The organism is uncultured Deefgea sp., from assembly GCF_947072475.1.
Taxonomy (GTDB): Bacteria; Pseudomonadota; Gammaproteobacteria; order Burkholderiales; family Chitinibacteraceae; genus Deefgea.
In genome coordinates, this window is the sequence record NZ_CAMTIA010000064.1 from 1 (window position 1) to 15128 (window position 15128).

Here is a 15128-nt window from a genome sequence, read left to right on the forward strand (position 1 = left end):
TCCCCAATCCCCGACTCCATGCACCATGCCGCCACTAAAGTAAATATTTACGCCGCTTAATTTCACCCGTGACCACTCACTGAGTTTGAGTGCCACTGGCGGTAAGGGCTGTTTTAGCATTGGCGTGTCATAAACCAATTAATGAGATCGAAATGAACTCAATCAAGCAGTGGGGGGTATGGGTGGCGGTTGCGCTGGTGGGCGCATTCTCTTTTGCCATGTTGGCCTTATCACGCGGAGAGCACGTCAACGCAGTTTGGCTGGTGCTGGTCGCTATCTCTTGTTACAGCATTGCCTATCGGTTTTATTCAAAATTTATCGCTGAGCGCGTTTTTGAGTTGGATGATCGCCGCTTAACGCCAGCGGTTCGTCGCAATGATGGTCTCGATTATGTGCCGACCAATAAGTGGGTGTTGTTTGGTCACCACTTTGCCGCGATCGCGGGGGCGGGGCCTTTGGTGGGGCCCATTTTGGCTGCACAAATGGGTTTCTTGCCGGGAACGATCTGGATCTTGGTCGGGGTGATGCTAGCGGGTGCAGTGCAAGACTTCTTGATTTTGTTTATTTCAACGCGCCGTGATGGTCGCTCACTGGGCGAGATGGCCAAGCAAGAGCTGGGTGTGGTACCTGGCTTTATTGTGATGGTCGGCGCTTTGGGCGTGATGATTATTATCTTGTCGGCTTTGGCCTTGGTGGTGATTAAGGCGTTGGCAGAAAGTCCATGGGGTGTGTTCTCGATTGCGGCAACGATTCCTATCGCCTTGTTTATGGGCGTGTATATGCGCTACCTGCGTCCGGGGCGGATTGGTGAAATTTCGGTGGTGGGTTTTGTGTTGATGATGGCAGCTATTGTGTTCGGTGAAAATATTGCCGCACATGCTTTCTGGGGGCCATTTTTTACCATGACGGGCCCGCAATTAACCGTTGCCTTAGTGATTTATGGTTTTGTGGCTTCGGCCTTGCCGGTGTGGTTGCTGTTAGCACCACGCGATTATTTGTCGACATTCTTAAAAATTGGCGTGATTGCCGGTTTGGCCGTGGGGATTATTTTTGCTGCTCCTGAGCTAAAAATGCCTGCTGTCACCCAGTTTATTGATGGTTCAGGCCCGGTGTTCTCGGGTTCTTTGTTCCCGTTCTTGTTTATTACTATTGCCTGCGGCGCGATTTCGGGTTTTCACGCCTTGGTCGCATCGGGTACGACGCCAAAGCTGATCGAAAAAGAAAGCCATATGCGCGTGATTGGTTATGGCTCGATGTTGTGCGAGTCATTCGTTGCCATCATGGCGTTGATTTGCGCTTCGGTGCTTGAGCCTGGGGTGTATTTTGCGATGAACTCGCCGGCGGCTTTAATTGGCACGACAGTGGAATCGGCGTCAACGGCGATTAATAGCTGGGGCTTTTTGATTACACCCGAGATCTTGACGCAAATCGCCAAAGACGTGGGCGAGCATTCCATCTTGTCACGCGCGGGTGGGGCACCGACGTTTGCAGTGGGTATGGCACACATCATTTCCGATATCTTTGGTAGCAAAGCCATGATGTCGTTCTGGTATCACTTTGCCATCTTGTTTGAAGCGCTGTTTATTTTGACTGCAGTGGATGCTGGTACGCGGGCTTGCCGCTTTATGGTGCAAGACACCGTAGGGGTGTTTATTCCGGGCGTGGCAAAAAGCAATTCTTGGGTAGGCAATCTGTTGGGTACGGCCGTTGCAGTGTCCGGCTGGGGCTTTTTTGTCTACCAAGGGGTGACTGATCCATTGGGCGGGATTAATACGCTCTGGCCACTATTTGGTATTGGTAATCAAATGCTCGCGTCGATGGCCTTGCTATTGGGTACGGTCGTGCTGTTTAAGATGAAAAAAGAGCGCTATATCTGGGTGACTTTGCTACCGACAACTTGGTTGTTTATTACGTCGATGACCGCCGGTTGGCAAAAAATCTTCCATGAAAACCCAAAAATCGGTTTCTTGGCACAAGCCAACCGCTTTAAAGGGGCCATTGCGGACGGTACCTTGTTAGCTCCAGCAAAAAGCATTGCCGATATGGAACGCATTATTTTCAATAACCAAATTAACGCCGGTTTGTGTGCCTTCTTTATGTTGGTGGCGGTGACGATGCTGGTTTCAACGATTATTCACGCTCGCAAAGCCCTTGGCCAGGCTAAACCGACGGTGAATGAAATTGGTGGCGATCTAGCTACTGAGGCCAGTCGTGCTTGATTTAAGCTTTTTATTGCCCACCACTAAAGCACCGGTGGTGAGTGATGAGGTTTTTCAGGATGAGTATGACCGCTACGTGGCCGAACAGCGGTTAAGCAATCCGTACGGTGTTTTGATGTCGGCAGAAGATTTTCGCCGCTTTAGTTTGGGCTCTAACTGGTTGACGGGATTGAAAGATACCGCGCAAAAAGTGGTGCAAACCTGCCGCTTGATGGTGGGGATTCATGATTATGAATATTATTATGATCATATGCGCCGCCAGCATCCGGGGGCTGAACCATTAAGTCGAGACGCTTTTTATCGCTATTGCCTTGATGCGCGTTTTCCGAGTGCAGGCAATGTCAATAAGTGTCCTTGTTGATTGATGTAACTTGGAAGTAAATTAATAGACAGCATTTTAAGTTGGAGTCGCGAGGCTTTGACTTGAAGTGCTGTTTTTTTTCGTGCGCAGTTTTTGCGCCTGCTCGCATCAACGGGGTTAAGGGCGAGCAATATCGACTATGTTAAAGCGTGACCTAGCTGGCTTGGGTTTCAAAGTGTGATTCAGGAGGTGGGTGATGGTCTCGGCATTAGATGTGATGTGGGTCGGTTTGGGTGGCGGCTTGGGCTCTTTGGCGCGTTGGCGCGTCGGGCTTTGGGTCGGCGAGCGTTATCACGGTGTTTTTCCTTTGGGGACTTTGTTGATTAATGTCAGCGGCGCTTTTGTGATTGCTTACTTGTCGATTTTGTTCTCGATTGATTGGCGCGAGCGCTTTGGTACGCCACTTAATGCTGGCGTGTTAACTGGGGCCTTGGGTGGGTTTACCACGTTTAGCACGATGCAATTGGATGCCGCAAAATTGACCGATTCAGGCCAAGGGAAGATGGCGGCTGTTTATTTATTGTTATCGGTATTTGCTGGGCTATTGGCCGCCATCTTGGGCGCTTGGCTGGCGCTATTGTCCCGCTAGGAGTGCACTGTGGCCAATTGGATCATTCTTATTTTTGTCGGCGGTGCCTTTGGCGCAATGTGCCGAGAATTTATTATGCTGCTGATTCCTCCGGTAACTGGCGGATTTCCTTTGGATATATTTATTGCCAATATGTTAGCCAGTTTTTTACTGGGCCTTTCTACTAGTTTTCATCGCCGCGTGATGATTCACCATCATGTGCATACCATGGTCGGCACCGGCATTATGGGCGGAATGTCGACGTTCTCTAGTTATATCTATGGCTCTTTAACCATGCTCAAAACGCCGGGAGAATGGCTAATGGCCTGCGCGTATTTGCTGTTGAGCGTGGTATTGGGGTTTGCCATGGTAATGCTGGGGCTGTACTTGGCGACAAAAGCGTCAGCAAACAGCGGTTAAGTCGGTTTTATCGGTGCGGAGTGAATTAATTGCTGTGGAAGAGTCGGGCGCTAAATCGGGTGTGGTGCCGATTAGATGTTGTTGTATTTGAGTCTAAGTGGCTAGAAAACAGCTCAAAAAGCCAATAGTAACTGCTTATTGAACGTGTTTGTCTCTTTTTGGTGCGCTGAAAAAAAACTTTAAGATTGGTTTTAAGCGGATGCTGTGAACGGACTTAGTGTGGTGTTTTCGTTGCTTATTTTTGGCTAAGTCGTTGATTTGATTGGTGCGCCCGACAGGAATCGAACCTGTGACCCTCAGTTTCGGAAACTGATACTCTATCCAACTGAGCTACGGGCGCTTTGATTAGGGGAGCGATGATAACGGCTATTTGCGTTCGCGTCTAGTCAGTTAGTGAATAGTGTTTTGTTGTTGCGATGTTGTCGGTATAATTGTCAGCCATAAAGGCGATACAGCCAATTAATTTAACAATTTCAAGAAAGGGATGACAGCATGAGCGGTTCCAACGCATCTGCGTCTAAAAGCGTTGTCGGAATGATTCTGGCAGCTTTAATTGGCGTACCTCTGTTTGTTTACTTGCTAATCAAGCTGTTTACTTCGGGTATGGCGATGAATATGGCAAGCTCAACGATGACTAATGAGGCTGTCTCTGCACGCTTACAACCTGTCGGCATTGTCAAGATTGTCGATAGTACGCCGATCGGTTCTCGCTCAGGCAAGGCTGTTTATGAGGCTGTTTGTATTTCCTGTCATGGCGCTGGCTTGGCTGGCGCACCTAAATTTGCTGATGCAGCCGCTTGGTCTACGCGAATCGGCCAAGGTTTTGCGACTTTGGTGAAGCATGCTGTCGTTGGGTTTAACGCGATGCCAGCCAAGGGTGGTGATCCGGCGTTAACGGATGAGGAAGTTGCGCGTGCCGTGGCCTTTATGGGTAATGCAGCAGGTGCCAAGTTTGAAGAACCTAAAATCGCTGCTGGCGCTGCGGCAACGATTGATCCAAATGTAAAAGGTAAAGAAATTTACGCGAGCGTGTGTATGGCTTGCCATGACACCGGTGTTGCTGGCGCGCCTAAATTTGGCGATAAAGCTGCTTGGGCACCCCGTTTGAAAGACGGTGTTGATAATGCAATTGCGATTGCGACCAAGGGTTTGGGGGCGATGCCACCGAAGGGCGGTTATAGCGGTTCAGATGCTGAATTTAATGCCGCAGCTTTGTATTTGATTAATGCTTCGAAATAATTAATCGAACTCCCCGATCAAGCCACATCTGTTGATGTGGCTTTTTTTATGCTTCGCTCAATTGAATCGCGCATCGTACTGGTGTGGTAGGCGAGTTCTTGTAGGGCGATGGCGTAAAGTAGCGGATTAAGGTGGCTGAGTTTGTAAGGCATTTGGATGGTGTTGAGGCCGCTGATTTTGTCGAGCACGGCATCGCTTAAAACAAAGATGGCGCAATCGTGGTGATGAAACTGACGCAAATCGGCCAAGGTTTTTTCGGCCAAACCATCCCAAGGTAGGCAAGTAATGAGGGCGATTTTTTGTTTTGCGAGGTGCTCAATGCCGTGTTTTAACTCGCTGCAAGGGCAAGCCTCGGCAAAGCGCTGTGCGATGGCTTTGAATTTAAGTGCGCCCTCGCAGGCAATGGGGCTGTAGATCTGCCGTGCGGTGATGAAGATGGCGGATTGTTGCTGCAAGCATTGCGCCCATTGCGTGAACTGTGGCGCGAGGTTTAAAACTTGCGTGATTGCGTCAGGCAGTGCGGCGAGCTCGGCGTCGATATCGCTGGGTGTGGCTTGGTTTTGCGATTGAGCCAGGGTTTGCGTAATCAAAAATAAACCCAGCAATTGGGCGCAAAATGTTTTGGTGGCAATGCGGCCGTGTTGCTCGCCAACATCAAGCATTAATTGCAATTGGGTCTGCTGCATGAGTGTGCTGTTTGCGTGATGGCCGATGGCGATAGTCAGCGGGTAATCGAGTTGCTGCGCGTATTTGAGCGCGGCTAAGGTGTCGGCGGCTTCGCCCGATTCGGCAATAATAATCACTAGTGTGTGGGGGCGAGAGAGTAGATGTTGCTGGCAAAAGTCGTTGGCTAATTCAACGTGAGCCGGCAGCCCTGCGAGGCTTTCAATCCAAAATCGCGCCACTTGTGCGGCATGAAAGCTCGATCCGCTGGCAATGAGTAACACCGCTTGGATGTCGGCAAAACGCTCAGGTTCTTGCAACCGAGGTGCCAGTGTGTTGGCTTTGGCGCGTTCAATCAGATTGGCGCATAGCGCGGCTTGATCGTTAATTGCTTGCAATAGCCAGCTGCGCTCGGTGGCGTAAGGGTGGGGCGAACTTAAATCGGCGCTGGCGATCGGCATGGTTAACTTTGTGGTGTGCGGGTGCCTTTATCTTAGTGAACGCAACGTCAATTGGCGGGTCTTATTGCTGATGTAAAGCAATCAGTGCTTGGGTGGTGGCGGCATCTGCGGCAAATTTTCGGGCGAATAAAGCGTTGCTGTGCTGGAGCTGGTTGATGTTTTCAGGTTTGAGCAAGCAAGGCGACCAAGCACCATCATTCCATTCTAAATAACGCCGCGCATCGCTTGAGAGCTGATTGGCCAGTGGGCTATTCATCAAAATGGTTTGAAAAAACATCTCATCAGGAATCAGCGTTTGGCGGAAAAAATCCACCACTTGCGGGTGTTTTGCCACAAAGTCGAGCACGGCTTGGCAGGCGGTGTGGCTCAGTGTCCACCATTGTGAGCCGGCATATACTTGCGAAATCGGTGCCGGCAAAGCGCGCTCAATGCCGACTTTGCGGGTCAAGCGCTGTATTTTTTGCAGCGCTTTGTTCAAGTATGTGCCATTGAGGGCTTCAAAGTGCCATGCGCGATAGCGGTAAGCAATGTCAAACTCGGGTGCTGGCTTGATATCAATCAAGCCAAGGTAGGGGCTACGTGCTAAGGTTTCTTCGATGTATTGATTGCTATGGATTGGATAATCTTGCCCAGAGAGCAATACCCCCCAATCAAAGCCGTCTTTGCTGGCGGCCGCCATGAGTTTTAGGCTGGCATCAACCAATGAAAAGCCGCCCCAGCGGCAGGCTTGGCGCTCAATAAAGTGAATGTGCTTGAGTGCCGAGAGTTGGCTTTGGAGTGCGGCGTATGTCGCATCAGGGGTATTAGCGTCGATGTGAATATAAAACCGTGAATGCGGTGTATTGAGCTGCTGAACCAGACGTGAAATTTGTTCGGGATGGGCGTGCGCCAGAATAAAGTAAGCAATAGTGGTCATTATTTACGCAAAAACACGGTTTAAAGTGTCTCTATTCTAACAGTCTTGACCTATTGAGCGCCGCTGACTGTGGTTTTGCGGCTTTAATGACTGTTTTCAGCGCGATGGCAAGGGTACAATAAGCCCCTTGCGCGAATGAGGCAGAGGCTTGCGCTCATTGGTGTGTTTTTGTGAAGAACTTTTATTTTGGGCGCAAACTTTATGGCAAAAGCAGCAGCGAAATCGGCGAATTTACCCGATAACTTTGAACAAGGCTTGGCCGAGTTAGAGGCTCTGATTGCCCAAATGGAAGCCGGTGGACAAGCACTCGATGCAAGTTTATTGGCGTTTAGCCGTGGCACTGAATTATTGCGCTTTTGCGAAAGCAAATTAAGCGCGGCAGAGCAGCAGGTTCGCCTCTTAGACGGTGGCGAGCTTAAACCGATGCCAAAGATGGGGACAGAATAATGAGCAAAACGCCAGCGACGGATTTTAAACTCTGGATGGAAGACGTTCAGGCGCAAATGGAGCGCGCGCTATCGCAAGTATTGCCATCGAGCAATCATTTGCCCGAGCGCTTGCACGACGCGATGCGCTACAGCGTACTCGACGGTGGCAAGCGAGTGCGGCCATTATTAGTGTTTGCTGCGGGCGCGCTAGTTGATGCACCAGCCGATCGTTTGCAATACGCGGGCTGTGCCTTGGAATTTATTCATGCTTACTCCTTAGTGCATGACGATATGCCGGCAATGGATAATGACGTGTTGCGCCGAGGTAAGCCAACAGTGCACGTGGCTTACGGTGAGGCTACTGCGCTATTGGCGGGTGATGCTTTGCAAGCCGCAGCATTTGAAGTGTTAGCCAATCATCGTTTGGCCGATGATCCTACCGATCAATTGCAGATGATTCGGCTGTTGGCCACGGCCTCGGGCAGTTTGGGCATGTGTGGTGGGCAAGGCATTGATTTATATAGTGTTGGGCAAACGTTGACTTTGCCGCAACTGGAACTGATGCATATTTTGAAAACCGGCGCTTTGATTCGCGCGGCGGTGTTGCTGGGCTCTTACTGCGGTACGCCGTTAAATGTTGAGCAGCGCGAAGCGCTCGATCATTACGCCAAATGCATCGGTTTGGCGTTTCAAGTGGTTGACGATATTTTGGATTGTGAAGCCGATTCGGCCACCCTGGGTAAAACCGCAGGGAAAGACGCCGCCAATAATAAGCCTACCTATGTGGCTTTGCTGGGACTAAAGGGCGCAAAAGAAAAAGCCAGTGAGCTCAAAGCTTCGGCCTTGGCCGCATTAGCGCCCTTTGGGGAAAGAGCCAATATATTAAGTGCCCTTGCTGGGTATATTGTTGATAGAAAATACTAACAGGGCTTGTAGGGGGATACCCCTGCAAAGCAAGGTACACATGAATTATCCTTTGCTTGATACCATAGAAATACCCGCAGACTTACGCCAACTTGATCGTAAAGAGTTGCCGGCGCTCGCTCAGCAATTGCGCAGCTATTTGCTGGATTCGGTGAGCCATACCGGCGGGCATTTTGCATCCAATCTAGGCGCGGTGGAGTTAACCGTAGCGCTGCATTATGTGTTTGATACCCCGCATGATCGTTTGGTGTGGGATGTTGGCCACCAAAGCTATCCGCATAAAATCCTGACTGGACGAAAAAACCGCATGCTCACCATGCGGCAAAAAGGCGGCTTGGCAGGGTTTCCTAAGCGCGAAGAAAGCGAATACGACACATTTGGTGTTGGGCATTCTTCAACCTCAATTGGTGCTGCGCTGGGCATGGCCGAAGCGGCATTAATTAAAGGCGAAAAACGCAAAGCGATTGCAGTCATTGGTGATGGTTCGATGACGGCAGGGCAGGCGATTGAAGCCTTGTTTAATGCGGGTCATCGCGACGACGTCGATTTATTGGTGATTTTAAATGACAACGAAATGTCGATTTCACCCAATGTTGGCGCGTTTAATAATTATTTAGCCAAATTGCTATCGGGTAAGTTTTACAACGGCATTCGCAATGCGTCTGGCAAGGTGCTCGATGCGGTGCCGCCGCTGAAAGAATTTGCCAAAAAAGGCGAAGAAAGCGTCAAAGGCTTTTTAACGCCAGGCACTTTGTTTGAGGAAATCGGCTTTAACTATATCGGCCCGATTGATGGCCATGATATGGAAACGCTGGTCGCCACTTTATCCAATATCAAACAGCTAAAAGGGCCACAGTTTTTGCATGTGGTCACCAAAAAAGGCAATGGCTACAAATTGGCCGTGGCCGATCCGGTGAAATATCACGCCGTGGCGCCGTTTAATCAGCAAGATGGCGTCTGTAGTAGCAAGGTGAGTCAACCCACGTTTACCCAAGTGTTTGGTGATTGGCTGTGCGATATGGCCGCGCAAGACGAGCAATTGGTTGGGATTACACCGGCGATGCGTGAAGGCTCGGGCATGGTGCGTTTTCATGCTGAATATCCAACTCGATATTTTGATGTGGGGATTGCTGAGCAACACGCGGTGACTTTTGCCGCTGGTTTAGCCTGTGAGGGCTTAAAGCCGGTGGTGGCGATTTATTCGACCTTTTTACAGCGCGCTTATGATCAATTGATTCATGACGTGGCCTTGCAAAATCTAGATGTTACTTTTGCGATTGATCGCGCGGGTTTGGTCGGCGCCGATGGCCCAACGCATGCCGGTAGTTTTGATTTGTCGTTTATGCGCTGCATTCCAAATCTGGCGATTTTAGCGCCCGGTGACGAAAACGAATGCCGGCAAATGCTCTATACCGCGTATGAATACGCTGGCCCAGCGGCTGTGCGCTATCCGCGTGGCAGTGGTTTGGGGGCGACAGTCGCCGCTGAAATGAGCTTGCTGCCTTGGGGTAAGGGTGAAATTCGCCGTGCAGCGCATGAATCCAGCGCGGCAACGGGCCGTCGCGTGGCGATTTTAGCATTTGGTGCGGTACTAGAGCCTGCGCTGGCTGCGGCCGAAGTATTGGGCGCAACGGTGGCTAATATGCGCTTTATTAAACCGCTGGATACGGAACTAGTCTTGGCGCTGGCGGCTTCGCACGATTTAATAGTGACGGTTGAAGACAATGCCATCATGGGCGGCGCGGGTAGTGCGGTCTTAGAATGCTTGGCCGCGCAAGGCGTTTCACGTGCCGTATTGCAATTGGGCTTGCCCGATAGTTACGTTGAGCATGGCGAGCAAAAACAAATCTTGGCCGATTGCGGCTTAGATTTTGCTGGGATTGTCGCCAGCGTTGAGCAGCGTTTGGCTACGCTTTAAATTGACCATTGGGCATGATTTAAAATCCGCTCGGCATTGCCGGGCGTTTTTTTTGGCGGCTTGAGCTTGGTTGCGTAAGCGGTGTAAAGCAGGTGCTTTTTGGCGATATCATGCCGATGGATTCGAGGGTCGGTGGGGGTGATGCCAGCAATGGGTAAAAAGTACTTGGCAGGTGGATTTATTTTGATGATAATGAGAATAGTTATTGATAAGGTTCTTATTATGATTGTTTGTGTTTGCAATAATGTGAGCGAAAGAGCGATTGAGCGTGCTGTAGCGCAGCAGGGCGTTCGCACGTTTATCCAATTGCGGCAGGTGACTGGCGTCGCCACGTGCTGCGGCAAATGTGCGCGCTGCGCCAAACAAGTTTTAAAAGAAGCCCTTGCCGAACAAGCCGAGCAGCAACATGCGCCGCTGTCGGGTTTAGGGTTTGCATAAAGCAGCTCCCGTTCAGCAAAAAAGCAGTCATTAAACCGAGCAAAAAGCTCGGTTTTTTATTATCCACGGCGATGATTGTGGTTTTCCCCATGCTGCTTGGCTAAGTCTGTGTGCTGGCTGTGAGTAAGTGGCTTAGGTGTTTGAAACCATAGGGGAAATACGAACTGATTAAATTTTAATCAGCGAGCGGTACTCATTCACAGGCTAGATGGATAGCCATGTGTACAGGCTGTGGATAGCTGGGCTAAGTGACTGTTTTGTTACTGATTTTGTTGGTCGATTAAAAAATAGGCAAAGATTTTTAAAACCAAGCTTGAATCTGCCCAATTTTGCTGTATTTAGCACTTATCCCACGTTTGGCCCGTTTATCCCCGTAAAAAAAGCATAGTGTGTGAATTAGCTGTGGGTAATGTCGGCAAGCCACTGATTTGCTTGATTTATTTAATATTGCCTGTTTTTTGTGCAGCGTATTTGCGGTATAATGCCCGCCTTTCTTAGTTTGAACACACGCACCCACCATGACCTTAAAAGCTCCTGAACTCTTATTGCCCGCCGGTACACTCGAAAAAATGAGTGCCGCTTATGACTTTGGCGCCGATGCGGTCTACGCTGGTCAACCGCGCTACAGCCTGCGCGCGCGCAATAATGATTTTAAATTAGAGCAAATTGGTCAAGGGATTGAAGAGGCGCATGCGCGTGGCAAAAAATTCTTTGTCGCCAGCAATATCTTGCCGCACAACGCCAAAGTAAAAACCTATTTGGCCGACATGGAGCCGGTGATTGCGATGAAACCGGACGCGCTGATCATGGCCGATCCGGGCTTGATTATGATGGTGCGTGAAAAATGGCCAGAACAAGTGATTCATTTGTCGGTACAAGCCAATACGGTGAATTACGCTGGCGTAAAATTCTGGAAATCAATGGGGCTAGAGCGCGTGATTTTGTCGCGTGAATTGTCCTTGGATGAAATCGAAGAAATTCGTCAGCTATGCCCAGATATGGAAATCGAAGTGTTCGTGCACGGCGCGCTATGCATTGCCTACTCAGGCCGTTGTCTATTGTCGGGGTATTTCAATCACCGCGACCCAAATCAAGGCACCTGCACCAATGCCTGCCGCTGGGACTACAAAACGCATGACACCAATCCAGATGACGCCGGTGATGTTCAGCTGAAAGAACAAGTCATTCAGTTTGATTTTAATAAAGCGATGAACGACGCCAATCAAGTGTTCTCCGCCTGTGGTGGCCAAGAGCGCCATCCATTGGCCGACAAAACCTATTTGATCGAAGAAGCCAATCGTCCGGGCGAGCTGATGCCGATTGTTGAAGACGAGCACGGCACGTACATCATGAACAGCAAAGACTTACGCGCTGTGCAGCATATCGAGCGTTTGGTCAAAATGGGCATCGATTCGCTTAAAATCGAAGGCCGTACCAAGTCGCTGTATTACGTTGCGCGCACCGCCCAAGTGTATCGTCAAGCGATTGACGACGCGGTTGCGGGTCGGCCATTTAACCCCGCCTTGCTTGCTGATTTGGATGGTTTGGCTAATCGCGGCTATACCGACGGCTTTTATCAGCGCCACACCACGCACGAAACGCAAAACTACCTCGACGGCCATTCTAAAGCGCACCGCAGCCAATACGTTGGCGAAGTGCTCAATATCCAAGACGGCTGGGCTGAAATTGAAGTGAAAAACAAATTCTCAGTCGGCGATTCGCTGGAAATCATCCATCCAAGCGGCAATATCATCGTTAAACTTGAGCAAATCCGCGGTAAAAACGGCGCTCTGGTTGAATCCGCACTCGGCAGCGGCGCCAAAGCCGCCATTCCGCTCGATGCCAAATACGCCAATGCTTTGCTGGCACGCTTGTTTTAATTGTTGAGATTGGATTGAAAATAAAAGCCGCTGAAAAGCGGCTTTTTTGTTATTCGTTTTTATATGTGTGCTTCTAAGTTATTTTCTTCTAAAAGTTGGACGAATTCGGACTCTGGCATCTTTTTGCTTAAGCGTAAGTTGTAAATTAGTTGGGGTAATTGAGTGCTACCCAAAATTTGGCTATTACTTGCTGCAGCTTTGAGGATTTGTTGGATATGATTGGCATTGAATTGATTGACGTAAGGGTGCATTTCTTTTGCCCATTCGTTTGCATCGCTGAATGATGTTGAATCCACATAAAGCACTACCATTCTGTCCAAAATTGCTATTGGTGTAGCAGCAAATAATGGGTCCGATATTTCAGACTTTGTTGCTGTTCGAACTCGGTGCTGAGCTTGTTTACGAAGTGGTTGGTATTTTAATAAAAACTCAACAAGCCAAAACAATTCTGTGGGTAGATTTAAAGTATACGCTTCAATTTTTTGACGAATGTCTTGTTCTAAGTATTGCCATGAGTCGGGAATTTCTTTTAGCAATTCAATTGCAACTCGTAGGGTTGTATCTGGGAGTGCCCTAAATATTGGTGATAGTTTGTCGGCTAAGGTGCTTGAAAACAGGTTGGGATGAAGTTGCTGTGTTGCTTGCAACGCAGCGTTAATTCGTCTTCGTCTCCCCCATTCGGGTGATTCATTTACCAGAGTTTTAACTAAAACGAGAATTAGATTTCTGACTAGAGAGTCGCGAGGACGTCGAAGAGGTCCCGATGAGAATGTGATTTTGGCGTTTTCTACTACGGATGGGAAGTACTCAGAGTTGATTTCTTGAAGTAGGCGCTCCAGTGCGTATTTTCCTTGTGCTGGTGGATGCTGCAGTAGGTGTGTAACAGCCGAGTGAATGTGCAAGCGAGCTAGCTCAGCAGAGGGTGTATATGCTTGGTCATCAATTGTTAATGAAGGGTGGGCGCAGCGATTTCGATCAGCTTGAAGCCGATCAAGATCAATATGCTCAAGTGGTGAAATAAGTTCAAATTTATCTTTAGCTAACCCAAGTAGTTCTCTTTCAAATTTTAGAGCGCTAGTGTTAGATCGCCTGTCCTGCGTGTAGTTTCGAGCTCATGAATTTGTCTCTCAGCTTCTTTATCCCCAGAGAGGGCAAGATCTCTGAGTTTTTCAATAACGTCAAAACAAACAGCAATCCACGTTGCGATAATCGCAGAGCGAAATGCACCTACTTTATAGCTGGCCACTGCTTCCGCAATGTATTGACGAGTTTTTTTGTCTCGACACCGAAGGATCAGTTCGTCTAAGTCTTCAAGTTGTGAGGCCATAACATTTCCAAATAAAGGTCGTTTAATAGTGTGATGTAGCTAGTTTGTTGTAGAGCTTACTTAAATAAAACAAGTCAGTAAAAAATGTTCTGATATGAGTGCGGGCATTTGTTATTTATTTGGGCTTCTTCTTGTGATAATTATCAAATCTCGCAGCTTATCCTACCTCAGCTCAGGTAAAATCCGCTCCCAGAATAAAAAATCCGGTCCGCCCTTTACGCGGGTGACCACTTGGAGAAAACATGTCGAATCAAACCGAAGGCGCGATTGTTGTTGCGGCGCTGTATCAATTTGTCACGCTCAGCGATTACGTTCAATTGCGTGAGCCACTCTTGCAAACGATGCTCGATTTAAACGTGCATGGCACGCTGTTGCTGGCTGATGAAGGTATTAACGGCACGGTGGCGGGTACGCGCGCTGGGATTGATGGCTTGCTGGCGTGGTTGCGCTCGGATCCGCGCTTGGTGGATGTCGATCACAAAGAGTCGTATTGCGATGAGCAGCCTTTTTTGCGTACCAAAGTAAAACTAAAAAAAGAAATCGTCACCTTGGGCGTGCCGGGCGTTGATCCGAATAAAAAAGTCGGCACCTATATCGAGCCTAAAGATTGGAATGCGATTATTTCTGATCCCGAAGTGCTGGTGATTGATACGCGCAATGATTACGAAGTGGCGATTGGCACATTTGAGCGCGCGATTGACCCGAAAACCGAAACTTTCCGCGAGTTTCCGGATTATGTAAAAGAACATTTTGATCCTGCGGTACACAAGAAAGTGGCGATGTTTTGCACTGGTGGCATCCGCTGCGAGAAAGCGTCGAGCTTCATGCTGGGTGAAGGGTTTGAGGAGGTTTACCACTTAAAAGGTGGTATTTTGAAATACCTTGAAGAAGTGCCGCAGGAAGAGACGCTTTGGAAGGGGGATTGCTTTGTGTTCGATAACCGCGTAACGGTGCGCCACGATTTGAGCGAGGGTGATTATGAATTGTGCCACGCTTGCCGTCAGCCGGTATCGAAAGAAGAGCGCCTATCGCCGCATTATGTCGCGGGCGTAAGCTGCCCACATTGCTTTGACAATCTCAGCGAAAAAACCCGCAGCGGCGCGCTCGAGCGGCAAAAGCAAATTGAGCTGGCTAAAAAACGTAATCAACCCAATCCATTGGGCCGAGTCATTAAAAAGACCCCGTCACGTTAATTGAAAATTAGACCGTATGCAGGGTGTGCCACCCTCTCTCATCAAGGGAGAGGGAATGCCGTGAGGCTTTAAGTTGAATAAAAATTCAATCTGAAGACTATCGATTAAGGCGATATTCAGATTACGTGTTGATGATTTTAAGTGCCTGCGGCACATTGTTTTACAGTCGCAGT

Annotated in this window: 15 protein-coding genes and 1 tRNA gene; 11 read left to right on the top strand and 5 right to left on the bottom strand. The window is 49.1% G+C overall.

The genetic code is table 11. The features are described from left to right. The first annotated feature begins 152 nt into the window (after nucleotides 1-152). From Q0V82_RS14645 to Q0V82_RS14660, 4 genes are all read left to right on the top strand, one after another. Nucleotides 153-2219 (top strand): carbon starvation CstA family protein, encoded by a 2067-nt coding sequence (locus tag Q0V82_RS14645; protein WP_297576905.1) that lies wholly within the window; start codon nucleotides 153-155, stop codon nucleotides 2217-2219. Then, nucleotides 2212-2580, top strand: coding sequence for a YbdD/YjiX family protein (locus Q0V82_RS14650; RefSeq protein ID WP_297576906.1), 369 nt, complete (start codon nucleotides 2212-2214; stop codon nucleotides 2578-2580). Before Q0V82_RS14645 ends, Q0V82_RS14650 begins: the two co-directional genes overlap by 8 nt. Before the next feature lie 196 nt (nucleotides 2581-2776). Continuing rightward, the gene (locus Q0V82_RS14655) at nucleotides 2777-3169 is read left to right on the top strand and encodes a CrcB family protein (RefSeq protein WP_297576907.1); all 393 of its coding nucleotides are present in this window, start codon (nucleotides 2777-2779) and stop codon (nucleotides 3167-3169) included. 9 nt (nucleotides 3170-3178) lie between these two features. Further along, on the top strand, nucleotides 3179-3568 hold the full coding sequence (locus Q0V82_RS14660) for a CrcB family protein (RefSeq protein WP_297576908.1): 390 nt from the start codon (nucleotides 3179-3181) through the stop codon (nucleotides 3566-3568). A 263-nt stretch (nucleotides 3569-3831) separates the two neighbouring features. Here Q0V82_RS14660 and Q0V82_RS14665 read toward each other — a convergent pair. Further along, nucleotides 3832-3908, bottom strand: a tRNA-Arg gene (locus Q0V82_RS14665). Nucleotides 3909-4060: 152 nt separating this feature from the next. Between Q0V82_RS14665 and Q0V82_RS14670 the strand changes: the two genes are divergently transcribed. After that, entirely contained in the window at nucleotides 4061-4807 is a 747-nt protein-coding gene (locus Q0V82_RS14670; protein WP_297576909.1) for a cytochrome c5 family protein, read from the top strand. A gap of 17 nt (nucleotides 4808-4824) precedes the next feature. Here the strand turns inward: Q0V82_RS14670 and Q0V82_RS14675 are convergent, their stop codons facing one another. Next, nucleotides 4825-5931, bottom strand: coding sequence for an SIS domain-containing protein (locus tag Q0V82_RS14675; RefSeq protein ID WP_297576910.1), 1107 nt, complete (start codon nucleotides 5929-5931; stop codon nucleotides 4825-4827). A gap of 61 nt (nucleotides 5932-5992) precedes the next feature. Next, nucleotides 5993-6847: a beta-1,6-N-acetylglucosaminyltransferase gene (locus Q0V82_RS14680; RefSeq protein ID WP_297576911.1), complete on the bottom strand. Its 855-nt coding sequence runs from the start codon at nucleotides 6845-6847 to the stop codon at nucleotides 5993-5995. A 201-nt stretch (nucleotides 6848-7048) separates the two neighbouring features. Here Q0V82_RS14680 and xseB point away from each other — a divergent pair, with 201 nt between their 5' ends. The 5 genes from xseB (at nucleotide 7049) to yegQ (ending at nucleotide 12435) form a co-directional block, all read left to right on the top strand. Further along, nucleotides 7049-7294 carry an exodeoxyribonuclease VII small subunit gene (gene xseB, locus Q0V82_RS14685; protein ID WP_297576912.1) on the top strand — a complete coding sequence of 82 codons (246 nt, stop codon included), beginning with the start codon at nucleotides 7049-7051 and terminating at the stop codon, nucleotides 7292-7294. Then, nucleotides 7294-8199, top strand: a complete 906-nt coding sequence (locus Q0V82_RS14690) for a polyprenyl synthetase family protein (RefSeq protein ID WP_297576913.1) — start codon at nucleotides 7294-7296, stop codon at nucleotides 8197-8199. The genes xseB and Q0V82_RS14690 overlap by 1 nt, the downstream gene beginning before the upstream one ends. Before the next feature lie 40 nt (nucleotides 8200-8239). After that, a complete protein-coding gene (gene dxs / locus Q0V82_RS14695) occupies nucleotides 8240-10117 on the top strand; it encodes a 1-deoxy-D-xylulose-5-phosphate synthase (protein WP_297576914.1) in 1878 nt (625 codons plus the stop codon). Between the two features lie 222 nt (nucleotides 10118-10339). Continuing rightward, a complete protein-coding gene (locus Q0V82_RS14700) occupies nucleotides 10340-10555 on the top strand; it encodes a bacterioferritin-associated ferredoxin (protein ID WP_297576915.1) in 216 nt (71 codons plus the stop codon). A 518-nt stretch (nucleotides 10556-11073) separates the two neighbouring features. After that, nucleotides 11074-12435, top strand: a complete 1362-nt coding sequence (yegQ, locus tag Q0V82_RS14705; RefSeq protein WP_297576917.1) for a tRNA 5-hydroxyuridine modification protein YegQ — start codon at nucleotides 11074-11076, stop codon at nucleotides 12433-12435. A gap of 59 nt (nucleotides 12436-12494) precedes the next feature. Here the strand turns inward: yegQ and Q0V82_RS14710 are convergent, their stop codons facing one another. Beyond that, complete coding sequence (locus tag Q0V82_RS14710; protein WP_297576918.1) at nucleotides 12495-13337, bottom strand: hypothetical protein; 843 nt, start codon at nucleotides 13335-13337, stop codon at nucleotides 12495-12497. Between the two features lie 164 nt (nucleotides 13338-13501). Continuing rightward, on the bottom strand, nucleotides 13502-13762 hold the full coding sequence (locus Q0V82_RS14715; protein WP_297576919.1) for a hypothetical protein: 261 nt from the start codon (nucleotides 13760-13762) through the stop codon (nucleotides 13502-13504). Nucleotides 13763-14004: 242 nt separating this feature from the next. Here Q0V82_RS14715 and Q0V82_RS14720 point away from each other — a divergent pair, with 242 nt between their 5' ends. Further along, nucleotides 14005-14955, top strand: a complete 951-nt coding sequence (locus Q0V82_RS14720; RefSeq protein ID WP_297576920.1) for a rhodanese-related sulfurtransferase — start codon at nucleotides 14005-14007, stop codon at nucleotides 14953-14955. Nucleotides 14956-15128: the final 173 nt, after the last annotated feature.